The organism is Xanthomonas sp. AC360 (genome assembly GCF_979258225.1).
Map to the genome: position 1 here is coordinate 2,694,046 of NZ_OZ409846.1, position 16,699 is coordinate 2,710,744.

At 63.4% G+C, this 16,699-nt stretch carries 12 protein-coding genes, 5 tRNA genes, 1 other RNA gene and 1 pseudogene; 15 read left to right on the forward strand and 4 right to left on the reverse strand.

The window, feature by feature from the left end; all coding sequences use genetic code 11:
- Nucleotides 1–71 precede the first annotated feature (71 nt).
- On the reverse strand, nt 72–1,340 hold the full coding sequence (locus ACZZ0O_RS11630; RefSeq protein WP_463590821.1) for a two-component system sensor histidine kinase NtrB: 1,269 nt from the start codon (nt 1,338–1,340) through the stop codon (nt 72–74).
- A gap of 272 nt (nt 1,341–1,612) precedes the next feature.
- On the opposite strand from ACZZ0O_RS11630, the gene ACZZ0O_RS11635 reads away from it, so the two are divergent.
- The 11 genes from ACZZ0O_RS11635 (at nt 1,613) to ACZZ0O_RS11685 (ending at nt 11,349) form a co-directional block, all read left to right on the forward strand.
- A tRNA-Leu gene (locus ACZZ0O_RS11635) sits at nt 1,613–1,696 on the forward strand.
- Between the two features lie 200 nt (nt 1,697–1,896).
- On the forward strand, nt 1,897–3,189 hold the full coding sequence (gene tig, locus ACZZ0O_RS11640; protein ID WP_463590822.1) for a trigger factor: 1,293 nt from the start codon (nt 1,897–1,899) through the stop codon (nt 3,187–3,189).
- A gap of 95 nt (nt 3,190–3,284) precedes the next feature.
- Nucleotides 3,285–3,911: an ATP-dependent Clp endopeptidase proteolytic subunit ClpP gene (clpP, locus tag ACZZ0O_RS11645; RefSeq protein ID WP_055845978.1), complete on the forward strand. Its 627-nt coding sequence runs from the start codon at nt 3,285–3,287 to the stop codon at nt 3,909–3,911.
- Between the two features lie 125 nt (nt 3,912–4,036).
- Nucleotides 4,037–5,323, forward strand: coding sequence for an ATP-dependent Clp protease ATP-binding subunit ClpX (gene clpX / locus ACZZ0O_RS11650; protein WP_055845975.1), 1,287 nt, complete (start codon nt 4,037–4,039; stop codon nt 5,321–5,323).
- Between the two features lie 145 nt (nt 5,324–5,468).
- Nucleotides 5,469–7,940, forward strand: coding sequence for an endopeptidase La (gene lon / locus ACZZ0O_RS11655; protein ID WP_055845973.1), 2,472 nt, complete (start codon nt 5,469–5,471; stop codon nt 7,938–7,940).
- Between the two features lie 214 nt (nt 7,941–8,154).
- Complete coding sequence (locus ACZZ0O_RS11660; RefSeq protein ID WP_002806049.1) at nt 8,155–8,427, forward strand: HU family DNA-binding protein; 273 nt, start codon at nt 8,155–8,157, stop codon at nt 8,425–8,427.
- Between the two features lie 11 nt (nt 8,428–8,438).
- A tRNA-Val gene (locus ACZZ0O_RS11665) sits at nt 8,439–8,513 on the forward strand.
- A gap of 27 nt (nt 8,514–8,540) precedes the next feature.
- A tRNA-Asp gene (locus ACZZ0O_RS11670) sits at nt 8,541–8,617 on the forward strand.
- 92 nt (nt 8,618–8,709) lie between these two features.
- Nucleotides 8,710–8,786, forward strand: a tRNA-Asp gene (locus ACZZ0O_RS11675).
- A 289-nt stretch (nt 8,787–9,075) separates the two neighbouring features.
- Complete coding sequence (locus ACZZ0O_RS11680; protein WP_463590823.1) at nt 9,076–11,046, forward strand: peptidylprolyl isomerase; 1,971 nt, start codon at nt 9,076–9,078, stop codon at nt 11,044–11,046.
- A gap of 226 nt (nt 11,047–11,272) precedes the next feature.
- Nucleotides 11,273–11,349: non-coding RNA, sX9 sRNA (locus ACZZ0O_RS11685), on the forward strand.
- A gap of 342 nt (nt 11,350–11,691) precedes the next feature.
- Here the strand turns inward: ACZZ0O_RS11685 and ACZZ0O_RS11690 are convergent.
- Nucleotides 11,692–12,879: a lytic transglycosylase domain-containing protein gene (locus ACZZ0O_RS11690; protein ID WP_463590824.1), complete on the reverse strand. Its 1,188-nt coding sequence runs from the start codon at nt 12,877–12,879 to the stop codon at nt 11,692–11,694.
- The gene (gene gloB / locus ACZZ0O_RS11695; protein ID WP_463590825.1) at nt 12,876–13,643 is read right to left on the reverse strand and encodes a hydroxyacylglutathione hydrolase; all 768 of its coding nucleotides are present in this window, start codon (nt 13,641–13,643) and stop codon (nt 12,876–12,878) included. Before gloB ends, ACZZ0O_RS11690 begins: the two co-directional genes overlap by 4 nt.
- Nucleotides 13,644–13,655: 12 nt before the next feature.
- Between gloB and ACZZ0O_RS11700 the strand changes: the two genes are divergently transcribed.
- From ACZZ0O_RS11700 to dnaQ, 3 genes are read left to right on the forward strand one after another with little or no spacing between them, the layout of a single operon-like run.
- Nucleotides 13,656–14,312, forward strand: a complete 657-nt coding sequence (locus tag ACZZ0O_RS11700; protein WP_311239708.1) for a hypothetical protein — start codon at nt 13,656–13,658, stop codon at nt 14,310–14,312.
- Nucleotides 14,313–14,340: 28 nt separating this feature from the next.
- On the forward strand, nt 14,341–14,796 hold the full coding sequence (rnhA, locus tag ACZZ0O_RS11705) for a ribonuclease HI (RefSeq protein WP_055845957.1): 456 nt from the start codon (nt 14,341–14,343) through the stop codon (nt 14,794–14,796).
- 8 nt (nt 14,797–14,804) lie between these two features.
- Nucleotides 14,805–15,539 (forward strand): DNA polymerase III subunit epsilon, encoded by a 735-nt coding sequence (dnaQ, locus tag ACZZ0O_RS11710; RefSeq protein WP_463590826.1) that lies wholly within the window; start codon nt 14,805–14,807, stop codon nt 15,537–15,539.
- 136 nt (nt 15,540–15,675) lie between these two features.
- Here dnaQ and ACZZ0O_RS11715 read toward each other — a convergent pair.
- Nucleotides 15,676–16,379: pseudogene (locus tag ACZZ0O_RS11715) on the reverse strand (PP2C family protein-serine/threonine phosphatase).
- Between the two features lie 196 nt (nt 16,380–16,575).
- On the opposite strand from ACZZ0O_RS11715, the gene ACZZ0O_RS11720 reads away from it, so the two are divergent.
- A tRNA-Ser gene (locus ACZZ0O_RS11720) sits at nt 16,576–16,666 on the forward strand.
- Nucleotides 16,667–16,699: the final 33 nt, after the last annotated feature.

The window sequence follows — 16,699 nt, forward strand, 5'->3', positions numbered from 1 at the left end:
AGCGATTTACGTCAATTTACCTGCGCCACGCGCGCATGCAGCCGTGCATGTCTGCATTCGCCAACCGAGTGTTACACCTGGTCCACGCGCGGAAACGCAAGCAGGAAGCGCGCGCCTTTGCCCGGTGCCGATGTCACGTCGATAAAGCCGCCTGCCTGGCGCACCGCGCTGTAAACCTGCGCCAGGCCCAGGCCGGCTCCCTTGTCTGCGCTCTTGGTGGTGAAGTACGCCTCGAATAGACGCGACTGCACATGGCTGTCCATGCCGTGCCCGTCATCGGCGACCGCGATGGTGGCGAAGTCGCCGGCGGGTTTGGTCAAGGTTGCATCGGCCTTGGCGACCTGCGTTTGGCCGGTCTCCACACGGATGACGCCGCCGCTTGCGCAGGCATCGCGCGCGTTGATGACCAGATTCAAGATCGCGCGTTCCACCGTATGCCGGTCGACCATGGCGCAGCATCCGCCCGCAGCAGTGTTCACCTGCAAGCGCAGGTCTGTGCCGATGACCTGTTCCAGCAACGGATTGAGCTGGTCGGCCAGCGCGGCAAGGTCAACAGGTTCGGGGCTATACGGATACTGGCGCGAAAATCCCACCAGCCGCTGCGCCATGACCGAGCCATGTTGAAGCGCGGCATCGGCCACGCCGAGCAGTTTGGTGTCCTGTGCGTCGATCTGCCCACGCTGGACCACCAGGTCGATCGCCGAGGTGGCGGCTTGCAGCACATTGTTCAGATCGTGCACCACGCCGGCCAGCAGTTGCCCGACCGCCTCGCCTTTCTGTGCCTGTTCGGAAATTCGTTCGGCAGCCCCCTGTGCGGCGCGCGCAATGTCCAGATCGTCCTCGATGCGCTCCTGTAGATCGCGCAGGCTGTGCAGCTCGGTCGATAGAGAATTCTCGCGCGTGCGTGCGAGCATCAATGCGCCCGTGGAGAACTCGCGCTCCGCCTTCAAGGTGCGATCCAGCGTATGGAAGGCAGCCTCCAACGCACGGCGGTCGGAAATGTTCTTGCTGACCGCCAGGATCGCCTCGACGTTGCCGTCTGCGTCGAACAACGGGCTGGTGACCACCTGCCAGGTCTGGCGCACGCCAACGAAGTTGACGCAGCTGGCCTCGAACTCGTGCACCGCGCCCGCGAGCGATGCAGTAAGTGCCGTATCGATCAAGCCGACGGCTCCCGCAGGCCAGAAATCCCGCCACGGCCGAGAGATCAACTGCTCGGGGCGACTGGCGCCCAAGACGGTCAGTCCATTGGCATTGATCGCCGTGATCCGCCCGTCGAGGTCGATCTCTTTGATGCAGTCTCGCGACAGTGCCACGATCTGACGGTATCGGTCTCTCATTGCGACGGCGCGCTCTCTCGACTTGGGCTTAACGGAATTTTCGCAAATATTGACGCAGTCATGTACACGCAAAAGCATCAGGTTTGGGCTGGGATCAGGCCGGGGCGTGAATCGTTCACTTGAGTTCGGTTGGCGGGCACCTCCGGAGCGCCGATTTGGCAGGTGCATGCCAGCCATGCCAGCCTCAACCCGGCGCGCTGCCTTGGCAGCCCGTTCGCGGCGCTTTTTCTTTGCCGGCATCCCTGCAACAATGCGCATGCACCTGCGACATCGCGAAAGTGGCGGAATTGGTAGACGCACCAGATTTAGGTTCTGACGCCGCAAGGCGTGGGGGTTCGAGTCCCCCTTTCGCACCAATGCAGTGCGGCCGTGAGTGCTCCGGCCGCTGCCGCTCCGGCAAACCCATCTTTTCCGCTGCAAACGCCGGTGCGCGCGTTCCGCTGGCAGCCGTCGCCGTTATCGGCGAAACTACAAGGCTCGGCGGCATTCTCGCCATCCGTCAACCCGTCTCTTCCATCTCGTGCCGACGCTTGTGCTGTCGGTGGCAGGAGTCAACATGCAAGCATCGATCGAATCCACCGGCAATCTGGAACGCCGCCTGACCTTCACCCTGCCGCAGGAGCGTCTGGAGACCCACGTCGGTGGCCGCCTGCGCGAACTGGCGCGGACCACGCGCATCAAGGGCTTCCGTCCCGGCAAGGTGCCGACCAAGGTCATCGAGCAGCGCTTCGGTCAGCAGGTGCGTGCCGAGGCGATGGAAGGCCTGTTGCGTGAAACCTTCGACTCGGCCGTGCGCGAGCACTCGCTGCGTCTGGCCGGCAACCCGCGTATTGATCAGGGCGAAAGCGATTTCGACTTCGTCGCCACCTTCGAAGTGGTGCCGGACTTCGGCGATATCGACGTCGCCAAGCTGTCGGTGGTGCGTCACACCGCCGACGTGACCGACGCCGATATCGACCAGATGATCGAAAACCTGCGTCTGCAGCGCCGTACCTGGAACCCGGTCGAGCGCGGCGCGCAGGTTGGCGATCTGGTGGCGCTGGAAACCTGGTCGCAGGCCGGCGACGAGCGTCTGCCCGCCGAAGGCGTGGAAACCGGCAGCAGCGTGTTGGGCTCGGGCGTGATGTTCGACCAGATCGAGAAGGGCCTGGAAGGCCGGACCAAGGGTGAAGACAAGGCCCTGACCATTGATTTCCCGGCTGAGTGGCGCGTGCCGCAGCTGGCTGGCAAGACCGTGCAGGTGCATGTCAAAGCAGTTGAAGTGTCCGAGCCGGTGCTGCCGGTGGTGGACAAGGAGTTCATCAAGAGCTTCGGCGTGAAGAGCGGTGATGCCGAGCAGTTCCGCGCCGACATCCGCACCAACCTGGAGCGCGAGCTCAAGGGTGCGCTGATGAACCGCCTGCGTCGCGAAGTGGGCGAGCAGCTGATCGCTGCCTACGCGCACGTCGAGATGCCGCCGCGTCTGGTCGAGAACGAGGCCCGTTCGATGCTGGCCCAGCAGGTCGAGCAGGTGCGCCGCAGCGGTCGCGATCCAGGCCAGGTGCCGGACGATGCACACCAGGGTTTCATGGATGCCGCCGCCAAGCGCGTGCTGGTCGGTCTGCTGGTCGGTGAAGTGGCACGCCGCAACGAACTGCGGCTGGAGTCCAAGCGCGTCAGCGAAACGCTGCGTCTGATCGCCTCGACCTACGAAGAGCCGGAACAGGTCATTGAGATGTACCGCAACGATCCCCAACTGATGGGTGGGCTGCAAAGCCGTGTGATGGAGGAGCAGGTGATCGACTGGATCGCCGAGCGCGCCCAGCATACCGAGCAGCCGCTGTCGTTCCAGGACGCGATCCGCGTCTAAAGGCGGCGGTGTGACACCAACCCGCATCCCGCTGGCTGGGATGCGGACGTCAAACCCGGTTATCGGCGCAAGCTGGTGCCACAACAGGAAGACCGATGAGCATTGTGACCAAAGCCCTGAATCTGGTGCCGATGGTGGTCGAACAGACCAGCCGTGGCGAGCGTGCGTATGACATCTACTCGCGTCTGCTCAAGGAGCGTCTGATCTTCCTGGTCGGTCCGATCGACGACCATATGGCCAACGTGATCGTGGCTCAGTTGCTGTTTCTGGAAGCGGATAATCCGGAAAAGGACATCAGCATCTACATCAATTCGCCCGGTGGCGTGGTCACCGCCGGCATGGCGATCTACGACACCATGCAGTACATCAAGCCGGACGTGGCCACCATCTGCGTCGGCCAGGCCGCCTCGATGGGCGCGCTGCTGCTGGCATCGGGTGCGGCCGGCAAGCGCTATGCGCTGCCGAATTCGCGCGTGATGATCCATCAGCCGCTGGGCGGCTTCCAGGGCCAGGCGACCGATATCGACATCCATGCGCGCGAGATCCTGACCCTGCGGTCGCGCCTGAACGAGATCCTCGCCAAGCACACTGGCCAGTCGTTGGAGACCATTGCGCGCGACACCGAGCGCGACAACTTCAAGAGCGCGGTCGATGCACAGGCCTATGGTCTGGTGGATCAAGTGCTGGAGCGTCGTCCGGAAGAGTCGATCCAGCCGTCTTGATCGCCAGGTCGCTGAAATTGCAGGAAAAACCGGCAGGGTCGGGCGGGGCGAACGTCCTCCCGACCCTGTGCTATTCTCGAAATCGAACCCCCGTGCATCGGGTGGGGTAACTGGGTAACAGAAGCATGAGCGAAGACCGCCAAGGTCGTTCCGGCGACAGCAACAAGATTCTCTACTGCTCGTTCTGCGGTAAGAGTCAGCATGAAGTCCGCAAGCTGATTGCCGGTCCCAGCGTATTCATCTGTGATGAATGCGTTGAGCTGTGCAACGACATCATCCGCGAGGAGCTCGAAGAGAAGGCGCAGTCGGCACGTTCCAGTCTGCCCAAGCCGCGCGAGATCCTTGAAGTGCTGGATCAATACGTGATCGGGCAGCTGCGCGCCAAGCGCACGCTCGCCGTGGCGGTGTACAACCACTACAAGCGTATCGAGAGCCGCAGCAAGAACGACGAAGTCGAACTCGCCAAATCCAACATCCTGCTGGTCGGTCCGACCGGTTCGGGCAAGACGCTGCTGGCCGAAACGCTGGCGCGCCTGCTCAATGTGCCGTTCACGATCGCCGATGCCACCACGCTGACCGAGGCCGGCTATGTCGGCGAGGACGTGGAAAACATCATCCAGAAGCTGCTGCAGAAGTGCGACTACGACGTCGAAAAGGCGCAGCAAGGCATCGTCTATATCGACGAAATCGACAAGATCTCGCGTAAGAGCGAGAACCCGTCGATCACCCGCGATGTGTCTGGCGAAGGTGTGCAGCAGGCGCTGCTGAAGCTGATCGAAGGCACGGTTGCCTCGGTGCCACCGCAGGGTGGTCGTAAGCATCCGCAGCAGGAATTCCTGCAGGTCGACACCAAGAACATCCTGTTCATCTGCGGCGGCGCGTTCGCCGGTCTGGACAAGGTCATCCAGGCGCGCTCCAACGACGCGGGCGGCATCGGCTTCGGTGCCAAGGTCAAGAGCAGCGAGCGCAAGCAGGAAGTCGGCAAGATCCTGGCAGAGGTCGAGCCGGAAGATTTGATCAAGTTCGGTCTGATTCCCGAGTTCGTGGGCCGCCTGCCGGTGGTCGCCACGCTTGAGGAGCTGGACGAGCCGGCACTGATCAAGATCCTGACCGAGCCCAAGAACGCCATCACCAAGCAGTTCAAGAAGCTGTTCGACATGGAAGGCGTGGAACTGGAGTTCCGCCCGGACGCACTGTCTGCGATCGCCAAGAAGGCGCTCAAGCGCAAGACCGGCGCGCGTGGTCTGCGCACCATCGTCGAATCGGTGCTGCTGGACACGATGTACGAGCTGCCTTCACAGGAAAATGTGAGCAAGGTCGTGGTGGACGAGTCGGTGATCGAACACAAATCCGAGCCGTATCTGATCTACCAGGCGCAACCGGCCCCGGCCAAGGCTGCGTCCGGCGATTGAGCTCCGCATTCGCGTTGCCAGGCCTTGGCCCCGCTCGCGGATAAAGGGTTTCCGACAGCTACTTGCAACACCTCGCCGATGGCCCCATAACGGGGCCATCGGCTTTTTTTACGCCTTAATTTCCCCGATTCCTGCGGAGCGCCCCATGGCCCAGTCCCAACCAGAAGTTCTCGATCTGCCGGTGTTGCCGCTGCGCGACGTGGTGGTGTTTCCGCACATGGTGATTCCGCTGTTCGTCGGCCGTGACAAGTCGATGCGCGCGCTGGAAAAGGCCATGGAGGCGGACAAGCGCATCCTGCTGGTGGCGCAGAAGTCGGCCGAAACCGACGACCCGGCCGCTGGCGATCTGTACACCGTCGGCACCCTGGCGCAGGTGCTGCAACTGCTCAAATTGCCCGATGGCACCATCAAGGTGCTGGTCGAGGGCCTGTCGCGGGTCACCGTCGACAAGGTCGTCGAACTGGACGGCGCATTGCAGGGGCAGGGCACCGAAGTGGAGGCCAGCGATGGCCGTGAGCCGCGCGAAGTCGAAGCGATCGCACGCTCGCTGATGTCCCTGTTCGAGCAGTACGTCAAGACCAACCGCAAGCTGCCGCCAGAGTTGTTGCAGACGCTGGCCGGCATCGATGAACCGGGTCGTCTGGCCGACACCATCGCCGCCCATATCGGTGTGCGTCTGGCCGACAAGCAGCGCCTGCTGGAGATCACCGAGATCGGTGAACGCCTGGAGCTGCTGGTTGGGCTGGTGGATGGCGAAATCGACGTGCAGCAGCTGGAAAAGCGCATTCGCGGCCGCGTGAAGTCGCAGATGGAAAAGAGCCAGCGCGAGTATTACCTCAACGAACAGATGAAGGCGATCCAGAAGGAGCTGGGCGATCTGGACGATGCGCCGGGCGAACTGGAAGAACTCGCGCGCAAGATCGCCGAGTCCGGCATGCCCAAGCCGGTCGAGACCAAGGCCAAGGCCGAGCTCAACAAGCTCAAGCAGATGTCGCCGATGTCTGCCGAGGCGGCGGTGGTACGCAACTATCTCGACTGGTTGCTGGGCGTGCCGTGGAAGAAGCGCACCAAGGTCCGTAAGGATCTGAAAGTTGCCGAAGACACGCTGGACGCCGATCACTACGGCCTGGACAAGGTCAAGGAGCGCATCCTTGAGTACTTGGCAGTGCAGTCGCGGGTGAAGCAGATGAAGGGTCCGATCCTGTGCCTGGTCGGCCCGCCCGGCGTGGGCAAGACCTCGCTCGGCCAGTCGATCGCCAAGGCGACCAACCGCAAATTCGTGCGCATGAGCCTGGGCGGCATCCGCGACGAGGCCGAGATTCGTGGCCATCGCCGGACATACGTCGGCTCGATGCCGGGTCGCCTGGTGCAGAACCTCAACAAGGTCGGCAGCAAGAACCCGCTGTTCCTGCTGGACGAGATCGACAAGATGTCGATGGACTTCCGCGGCGACCCGTCGTCGGCGTTGCTGGAAGTGCTCGATCCCGAGCAGAACCATTCCTTCAACGACCATTATCTGGAAGTGGATCTGGACCTGTCGGAAGTGATGTTCGTCGCCACCTCCAACTCGCTCAACATCCCCGGCCCGCTGCTGGACCGCATGGAAGTGATCCGCATCCCCGGCTACACCGAGGATGAAAAGCTCAACATCGCCATGCGTTACCTGGTGCCCAAGCAGATCAAGGCCAACGGCCTGAAGCCGGAAGAGATCGAGATCGGCAGCGACGCCATCCAGGATGTGGTGCGCTATTACACCCGCGAATCCGGCGTGCGTAATCTGGAGCGCGAAATCGCCAAGATCTGCCGCAAGGTGGTCAAGGAAATCGCGCTTGCCGGCCCGCAGCCGGCAGCGAAAAAAGTGGTCGCCAAGAAGGGCAAGCCGAAGGCGTTGATGACGGTCGGGTCGAAGAATCTCGACAAGTACCTGGGCGTGCGTCGCTTCGACTTCGGTCGCGCCGAAGAAGAAAACGAAATCGGTCTGGTCACCGGTCTGGCCTGGACCGAAGTCGGCGGCGAGTTGTTGCAGGTCGAATCGACGTTGGTGCCGGGCAAGGGCAATCTGATCCTGACCGGTCAGCTTGGTAACGTCATGAAGGAGTCTGCATCGGCTGCGCTGTCGGTGGTGCGTTCGCGCGCCGAGCGTCTGGGCATCGATGTGGATTTTCTGCAGAAACAGGACGTGCATGTGCACGTGCCCGATGGCGCCACACCGAAGGACGGCCCCAGCGCAGGTATCGCGATGGTGACGTCGTTGGTATCGGTATTGACCAAGGTGCCGATCCGCGCCGATGTGGCGATGACCGGCGAGATCACGCTGCGCGGTCGCGTGTCGGCAATCGGCGGCTTGAAGGAGAAATTGCTGGCGGCATTGCGCGGTGGCATCCGCACCGTGTTGATCCCGGACGAGAACCGCAAGGACCTGGCCGATATCCCGGCCAACGTCACGCGCGATTTGAAGATCGTGCCGGTCAAGTGGATCGACGAAGTGCTGGATCTCGCCCTGGAGCGTCCGCTCGCACCGAAGAAGGCAGGCAAGGAAAAGGCCCGCAAGACTGCGTCGCGCGTCGCCGTGCGCGGCAAGTCGCGTACTACCCCGGGTACCCGCGTCAAGCACTAACGTGCGCTGTCTAAGACGTCCCGAAACAAGCCAAAACCCGCGTCGTTATTGGGTTTTGGCTTGCGCGCTGTTGGGGGCGCTGGTATAAATGCACGACTCGTGGGCGCGGCAAAATGTGATGCGTCACGCGATACCACTTGTGTCGGGTTCTTCGCTAACGGCAAGAGCGCCGATTGTCGATTCCGCGGCATCTGCCGCAAAGGGAGTTTCAAGAATGAATAAAACCGAATTGATCGATGGCGTTGCCGCTGCCGCTGACATCTCCAAGGCTGAAGCTGGCCGTGCTGTCGACGCGGTTGTGAGCGAAATCACCAAGGCGCTGAAGAAGGGCGACGCTGTCACCCTCGTTGGCTTCGGCACCTTCCAGGTCCGCGAGCGCGCTGAGCGTACCGGCCGCAATCCGAAGACGGGCGACAGCATCAAGATCGCTGCTTCGAAGAATCCTGCATTCAAGGCTGGCAAAGCCCTGAAGGATGCAGTAAACTAATCGACTCGCTAGGGTGCTTAGCTCAGCGGTAGAGCGTCTCCCTTACACGGAGAGGGTCGGGGGTTCGAAACCCTCAGCACCCACCACTAAGCACCAAGCAAAGTTTTAAGCGCGGAGCGGTAGTTCAGCTGGTTAGAATGCTGGCCTGTCACGCCGGAGGTCGCGGGTTCGAGTCCCGTCCGCTCCGCCAGTTACACCGAAGCCCCTGAGCGATTGGGGGCTTCGTTTTCTCCACAGCATTTGCAATGCGAATGCCGTGGGGTAGATGTCCAAGTTTAAAGCGGAGCGGTAGTTCAGCTGGTTAGAATGCTGGCCTGTCACGCCGGAGGTCGCGGGTTCGAGTCCCGTCCGCTCCGCCAGTTACACCGAAGCCCTCGGCCTTGTGCCGGGGGCTTTTTTTTGGAGCGTTTGAACCTTGTCCCATGGCGCGATGGCGCATGGGTCTGCGGTGAATGGAGCGCAGGCCGTGCGCGGCGGTAAGTCAATGCGCCGACTCCATGGCGCCTGTGAGGTGCGGCGATCCTCACGTCTCTTCCATTCACGACTGCACTTTTCTGCATCTTGACCCGCGCCTGATGGGCATCGGGCTGGGTGCATGGCGTCAAGCGGGTTACACTGCCCGGCTCGCCCACAGGCCGTGATTTGCCAATGCTGCAGAAACTTCGCGACAAGACGTCAGGCTGGATCGCTACCGCCATCCTGGGGTTGCTGATGATTCCGTTCCTGTTCGTCATCGACAACAGCTACCTGGGCGGCATTGGCGCCAACAATGTGGCCAAGGTGCAGGCGCCGCCGACGTGGTGGAAATCCGCGCCGACCTGGTGGCCGATCTCGCTGCTGTGGCAGCACCATGAAATCAGCACGCAGGATTTCCGCGCACGCTTCGAACAGGCGCGCATGCAGGAGCGCCAGCGTCAGGGCGAGAACTTCGACCCGCGCACCTTCGAATCCCGCGAAAACAAGCTACAGGTGCTCGACCAGCTGGTGGACGAGCAAGTGATTCGCTTGGGTGCCGAAGATGCCGGTATCGTGATCGGCGACGCCACGGTGCGCGATTACATCACCAATATTCAGGCGTTCCAGGTCGATGGCAAGTTCAGCCCTGACCAGTACCGCGCCGCACTCGCACAAGGCACACCGCCGCGCACGCCGGCGCAGTTCGATGCGCTGGTGCGCGACAGCTTGCAGCAGTCGGTGATCCCGCAGGCCGTCGCCGAATCGGGTTTTGCAACCAAGACCGAGTTCGAGCGCCTGCTCAAGCTGATGGGCGAAACGCGCGATGTGGAGTTGGCGATGTTGCCGGCGCCGGCCGCCGATACCGCGCCGGTCAGCGATGCGCAGATCAAGCAATGGTATGACGCGCATACGCAGGATTTCCGTCAGCCGGAGACTGTGAGCATCGAATACGTCGAGCTCAATGCCGCCACGATGCCGCCAGCCACGGCAGCTGACGAGGCGACGTTGCGTAAGCGCTATGAAGAAGAGAAGGCGCGCTTTGTCGAGCCGGATCAACGGTTGGCGTCGCACATTCTGATCAGCGCCGGTAGCGATGCTGCTGCGCAAAAGGCTGCCGAAGCCAAGGCGGCCAAGCTCGCGACGGAGGCCAAGCAGCCAGGTGCCGATTTCGCTGCGCTGGCCAAGGCCAATTCGCAGGATCCGGGCTCCAAGGATGCCGGTGGCGATCTGGGTTGGGTCGAGAAGGGCACCATGGTCAAGCCGTTCGAAGACGCACTGTTTTCGATGAAGGCCGGCGATGTGGTCGGGCCGATCAAGACCGAGTTCGGCTATCACGTGATCCAGCTGCGTGAGGTCAAGGGCGGGCAGGGCAAGTCGTTCGAGCAGGTGCGCGACCAGCTTGCTGCCGAGCAGCTCAAGGCCGATGCCGACAAGGCGTATGCCGATATCAGCGGCAAGCTGGTGGACCAGGTCTACAAGAATCCGACTGCGCTGGAGCCGGCGGCCAAGCAGGTCGGTCTGCCGGTGCAGACCCTCGGCCCGTTCTCGCGCACCAACGCCAGCGGTATTGCGGCCAATCCGGCGGTGCTGCGTTCGGCGTTCTCCGAAACGTTGGTGCAGGACGGCACGGTCAGCGATCCGATCACCATCGCTCCGAACCACAGCGTGATGTTGCGCGTGACCAACCACACCGCCGAGCAGGCGTTGCTGTTGGACAAGGTGCGCGACAAGGTGATTGCGGCAGTACATGCCGACCGTACCGAGAAGGCTGCAGCCGCGGCCGCCGATGCGCTGCTGGCACGCGTGCAGAAGGGTGAAACCCTGCAGGCGCTGGCGGCGAGCGAGAAGCTGCAGGTGCAGCCGATCCCGGGCCTGCCGCGCACTGCGCCGATTCCGACGCCGGCCGCAAATCGCGCAATCTTCAGCGCGCCGCGTCCGACCGAGGGCAAGCCGTCGGTGGGTAAGGTGGAGCTGGATGGCGGCCGCTTTGCGGTGTTTGTGATCAGCAAGGCCACGCCGGGCGACCTGAAACAGATGCCGGCCGAGCAGCAGACGATGCTGCGCGAGCAGCTGAGCCAGATCGACGGCAATAACGCCGCGCAGTCCTACGTCAAGGAGATGCGCAAGCGTTACAAGATTCAGATCGAAGAAACACAGCTGTAACGGCGTGTTGTCGACGGATGTACAGAGCGAGCCCGGGCGACCGGGCTTTTTCTTTGGGGGCTGTTTACGGTAGTGCGCCGGTGTGGCGCTCGTGTTGTGCCATCGATGCGACGTGGGACGTAGTCAAAGCTCACGCAATGTGCGATTGGGTATGCACTGCGCGGTAAGGGCGGCTAATAAGCCACCGCGTAGTCGCCAGACGGGCGCGGCCTGTATGCGGTGCGGCATGTTTCGCGCCTACGCTCCGGTTCCGAGTGCGCCGTCCACGCCCACCTGACGATTACGCACTACGCTCTGTTGGCCGCGCTTAGCGGTAAGGCGATGCATTGCTTTCGTCGTGGACATGCGGTTTGGATGTTGGCCGCGTGGGTGCGGCCAGCGCTGCTCCAGCCGCTCTTGGACCATGCGGGCGCCTCTTTCTCAAGTTTGTGCAGCTGAAATCAGTGCGGGACGCTGAAGTCCGATGACTCGTTCGCCGATGCAGTACGTTGCTCCCTCGACCAGCGCGCTATCAAGACGCACGCGATGCCACGCAATGCAGCGGTCAAAGCGCTCTCGAGGCCTGGATGTGTTCTTAAGCGACGGCTATCGAGACAGCGAAGCTCGTGATGACCAGCCGCTGGCGCGGCTGATCAAGCGGCTTGCTCAGGGCGTGTCGTTGAACGACAGCACCATGCCCGGCTTCAACACGGCCTGCTTGTCCAGGCCGTTGCTGGCGAGCAGGGTGGCGACCGTGATGCCGTAGCGCCGTGCGATGGCCCATGCAGACTCGCCGTTGCGTACGGTGTGAGTGGTGCGGGCGGGCGAAGAGCGGGACGCCTTGGTAGGTGTGATGGTGGCGACCGCTGTTGAACGGCCAGCTGTGTCGGCGTCCATGTTCACGGAGGTGAGCGCGACCACTGCACCGCTGGAACCAGGTTGGGCTGCCGCGACAGGGGCGAGCACGTGGACACCCTTGGGTGCCGCACGGGCGCCTGCCACTGCAGGATTCAGGCGCGCCAACAGTTGCGGCTCGATCGCACGCTGCCCGGCCCATGCATTGAGGCTGGTACCGGCCGGAAGCGCATGTTCGGTCAGTACCGGCACTGGGCGATCCAGCGATGTCAGCAGCGTGCCCTGTTGCTGCGCGTGATCGAGCACGCAGGCCAGCGCATGCAGCTTTTCGACATAGTCGTAAGTGACCTTGGACATGCCCGGTAGCTCAGACGGACGCGCGTTCTGCGCGTTCATGCCGGCACTGCGCATTGCCTGCAGAACGCGGTACTCGCCGGCGTTGTAGGCCATCAGCGCCAGGCGCCAGTCGCCGCCGAACATGCCGTACAGCGTTTTGAGATAACGCACCGCTGCTGTAGTGGAGTCCACTGCCGATAGGCGGCCGTCGTACTGTGCGCCGACCGGCACGTGGTGGTTGCGCGCGGTGGTGGCGATAAACTGCCAGAGGCCAGCCGGGCCGCTGCCGTTGCGCGCGCCAGGGCGGTAGCCGCTCTCGACAAACGGAATCAGCGCAAATTCGGTCGGCATGTCGGCGGCACGCAGTTCGTCGACCACATACCCGAACAGCGGCAGGACATCCTGCGCGTCATCGGCCAGGCGGGCCGGGGCGCGCGAGAAATGCTGTTCCCAGCGGGTGTCGCTGTGTTCGCTGTCGCAGCCCGGGTCGGCACGGCCTTCCAGGAACGACGAAAAGATCTCACGCCCATTGCGCATGCTGGGAGCGTTGGACGCGACAGCGGTGCTGTCGACGGATGTGAGGCGGCTTGCGTCGTTGGACGAGGCGGCTGCCGGTGCGATGGCCGCGCAGGCGGCCAACACTGCCAGAACCAGGCGCCTCATGCGCGAAATTCGTCTTTCCAGCGCCGAAGTTCGGCGAAAACATCTACTTCAGAGGAAAGTGCGCCGGCTGCGCGCGGTGCGACTGCGGTGCGAATTTCGGAACGGCTGGTACGTAAGAACGGATTGGTGGCCAGTTCACTCTTGAGCGAAATCGGCAGGGTAGGACGGGCTGCTTGACGCATGGCCTGGGCTTCCTGTTGACGGCGCTGCAAGGCAGCGTTGGTGGGATCGACGTGCAGCGCAAAGGCCGCGTTGGCCAGGGTGTATTCGTGGCCGCAACACACAAGCGTTTCGCCGGGCAGAGAGGCCAGGCGCTGCAACGAGTCGAACATCTGAGGAGCGGTACCTTCGAACATCCGCCCACAGCCTAGGCTGAACAGGGTATCACCACTAAACAGGTGGCGGTCTGTCACAAAGGCGATATGGCTGCGGGTGTGGCCGGGCACCTCCAGCACATCGAAGCTGGTGTCCAGCAGTCGCAAGCGCTCGCCCTGGCCGACGCGGCGGGCGTCTGCGGGGATGCGCTCGTCGTCCGGGCCGAACAGTTCGAGCTCGGGCCAACGCTGCTGCAGCGCTGCCACGCCGCCGATGTGGTCGGCATGATGGTGGGTGAGCAGCACCGCGCTGGGCGTCCAGCCTTCGCGCACGGCGGCGGCGATCACCGGCTCGGCCTGGCCCGGGTCGACAATAACGGCACGGCCCTCTGCGGCGACCAGCGCCCAGATGTAGTTATCGTCGAATGCGGGCAGGGCGGTCAGTCGCATAGAATTGGGACCATGCCTGCCGCCCCATTCTCCCGTCAAGCTGGCGTCTCATCCTGGTTTGATACGGATGCGGGGCGCAGCCTGCTCCAGTCCGAGCGCCGCCTGGCGTTGGAGGCGCTGCAGACGCGGCCATCCCAGCCCTGGTTGTGGGTGGCGCCGACCAAGGAGTTGCCGCCACGCGAGTTGCTCGATGGCCGCGGGCTGCGCCTGTTTCGCAGTGCCGGACGCTTTGCTGGCGATGCCCGGTGCGCAATGCCGTTTCCGTTGCCCACCGAAAGCCTGCAGGCCATCGTGGTGCAGCATGCGGTGGTTGGCGGTGCGGCGGAGTTTCTGGCCGAGTGCGAGCGGCTGTTGATGCCAGGCGGGCGGTTGTGGTTGTTCACGCTCAATCCGCTGAGCCCGTACCGGTTTCATTGGGCGCGCCGCGGCCCGGTGGCATTGCGCCCGGATCGCTGGCGATCACTGGCGCAGCAGGCCGGCTTGCAGTGTGTGGAAACCGAGCGCTATCTCGGGCCGATCTGGCGGACCGGGCGCGGTTCCTCCGATCCTGGTCGTGCCCCATGGCGCGCGGTGTATTTACTCGAAGTGGAAAAACGCGCCTCCGCACCGATTGCGCCAACACCGATTGCGCGGCCAACGCGCTGGCCGCAACCGGTGGCCACGATCTGACCTTAGTACGCGACAACTCTGGAAGCTGATGAAATCAATTGAAGTGCATACCGATGGCTCGTGCCTCGGCAATCCGGGGCCGGGCGGTTGGGCGGCCCTGCTGCGTTACAACGGCCGCGAAAAGGAATTGGCTGGCGGTGAAACGCTGTCCACCAACAACCGCATGGAATTGATGGCCGCGATCATGGCGCTGGAAACGCTCACCGAGCCGTGCCAGATCGTGCTGCATACCGATTCGCAGTACGTGCGCCAGGGCATCACCGAGTGGATGTCCGGCTGGGTGCGACGCGGCTGGAAAACCGCTGGCGGCGATCCGGTCAAGAATCGCGAACTGTGGGAGCGGCTGCACGCGGCCACCCAGCGGCACACCATCGATTGGCGCTGGGTTAAAGGCCACAATGGCGACCCGGACAACGAGCGCGTCGACGTGCTTGCCCGTCATCAGGCCACCATCGCCCAGCGCGGCGGCGCTGCAACTGCGTAAGAGGATTCATGCGTCAGATCATTCTCGATACAGAAACCACCGGCCTGGAATGGCGCAAGGGCAACCGCGTTGTCGAAATCGGTGCAGTAGAGCTGCTGGAGCGGCGCCCGAGCGGCCACAATTTTCATCGCTATCTGAAGCCGGATTGCGATTTCGAGCCGGGTGCGCAGGAAGTCACCGGGCTGACCCTGGAGTTTCTGGCCGACAAACCGTTATTCGGCGATGTGGTCGAGGAATTCCTTGCCTATATCGACGGCGCGGAATTGATCATCCATAACGCTGCGTTCGATCTGGGCTTTCTGGATAACGAACTGTCGCTGCTGGGCAATGGCTACGGCCGCATCATCGACCGCGCCACCGTGGTCGATACCTTGATGATGGCGCGCGAGCGTTACCCGGGGCAGCGCAATTCGCTCGATGCCCTGTGCAAACGCTTGGGCGTGGACAACGCGCATCGCCAGTTGCACGGGGCCTTGCTCGATGCGCAGATCCTGGCCGATGTGTATATCGCGCTGACGTCGGGTCAGGAAGAGATCGGCTTTGCCAACGCCGATGCCGGCCAGAACAGCAATGAGGGCAACGGCATGATCGCGTTCGACCCCGCATTGCTGCTGCCGCGCCCGTGCGTGGTGGTGACCGCGTCGGAATCGCAGGCCCACGAGGCGCGGCTAGCGCAGTTGCGCAAGAAGGCCGGCCGCGCGCTGTGGGATGCGCCGGTCGAAGAGAGCGCAGTCGCCGGCTAGGTCGGCGGTGGCGGCGCTGCCGCCCGTTGCTTGCAGCACATGCCATCGACGGCATGTGCCGCGCTTGGTCAGGGCGCCAGCAGGTCTGCGGCGGACTCGATGGCTGACGTCCGGCATCGACGCTGCGCAGCCTTGCTCAGTAGCTGCGCACCAGGATCGCGGTGATGTTGTCCGAGCCGCCGCCATCCAGTGCCGCGGCGACCAGGCATTCCACGCATTCCTGTGCGCTGCAATCGGCCTGCGACAGGGTCGCCGCAATCGTCGCATCGTCCACTTCTTCGGTCAGCCCGTCGCTGCACAGCAACAGCTGCATGCCGGATTTGAGCTCGCCCTGCATGGTGGCGACGTTGAGGTGCGCCGGGTCGGTGACGCCCAGTGCCTGGGTGACCACGTTGCGATGCGGATGCGCGCGCGCCTGCTCGCTGGTGAGCGTGCCTTGGGCGATGAGTTCCTGCACGTAACTATGGTCCTGGCTCAGTTGCGCCAGCCGCCCGTCGCGCCATAGATACGCACGGCTGTCGCCGACCCAGGCCACTTCGAAACGCTGGCCCAGCACGCGTGCCGCGACCACGGTGGTGCCCATCGGCAAGGTGTCGTTGCAGCGGCGCGAGGTTTTGATGATCTCTTCGTCGGCGATGCGCACCGCCTGCGCGAGCGGGGTGCCGGCGCGCACTTCGCGCACGATGGTTTCGCGTGCCAGCGCGCTGGCCACCTCGCCGCAGGCGTGCCCCCCATGCCGTCGGCCACCAGCCACAGCCCCAGTTCGCTATCGCCGTAATAGGTGTCCTCGTTGAGGTCACGGCGCAGGCCGACGTGGGTGAGGTGTCCGAATTCGAGCATGGGGCCGGGTCGCCAGGGAGAAGATGCATGCCCATCATCGCGGCCCGACCGGCCGGCAGCAACACGGCGATCGCACCAGTCGCAGTGCCGGTTCACGCCGAGCCGGCGGCCGGGCCGCCCGGCGCTGGCCCAGGCCGCTTGTGGCCTGGCGCGTGTGCCCGTATGATGCACGGCCCCAGGACACTGGGGACCATCTGGAGAGGTGGCAGAGCGGTTGAATGTACCTGACTCGAAATCAGGCAGGCGTTTATAGCGCCTCGGGGGTTCGAATCCCCCCCTCTCCGCCAGATTGAGGCGACAAGGTGTGCCAGTGCCGCGTG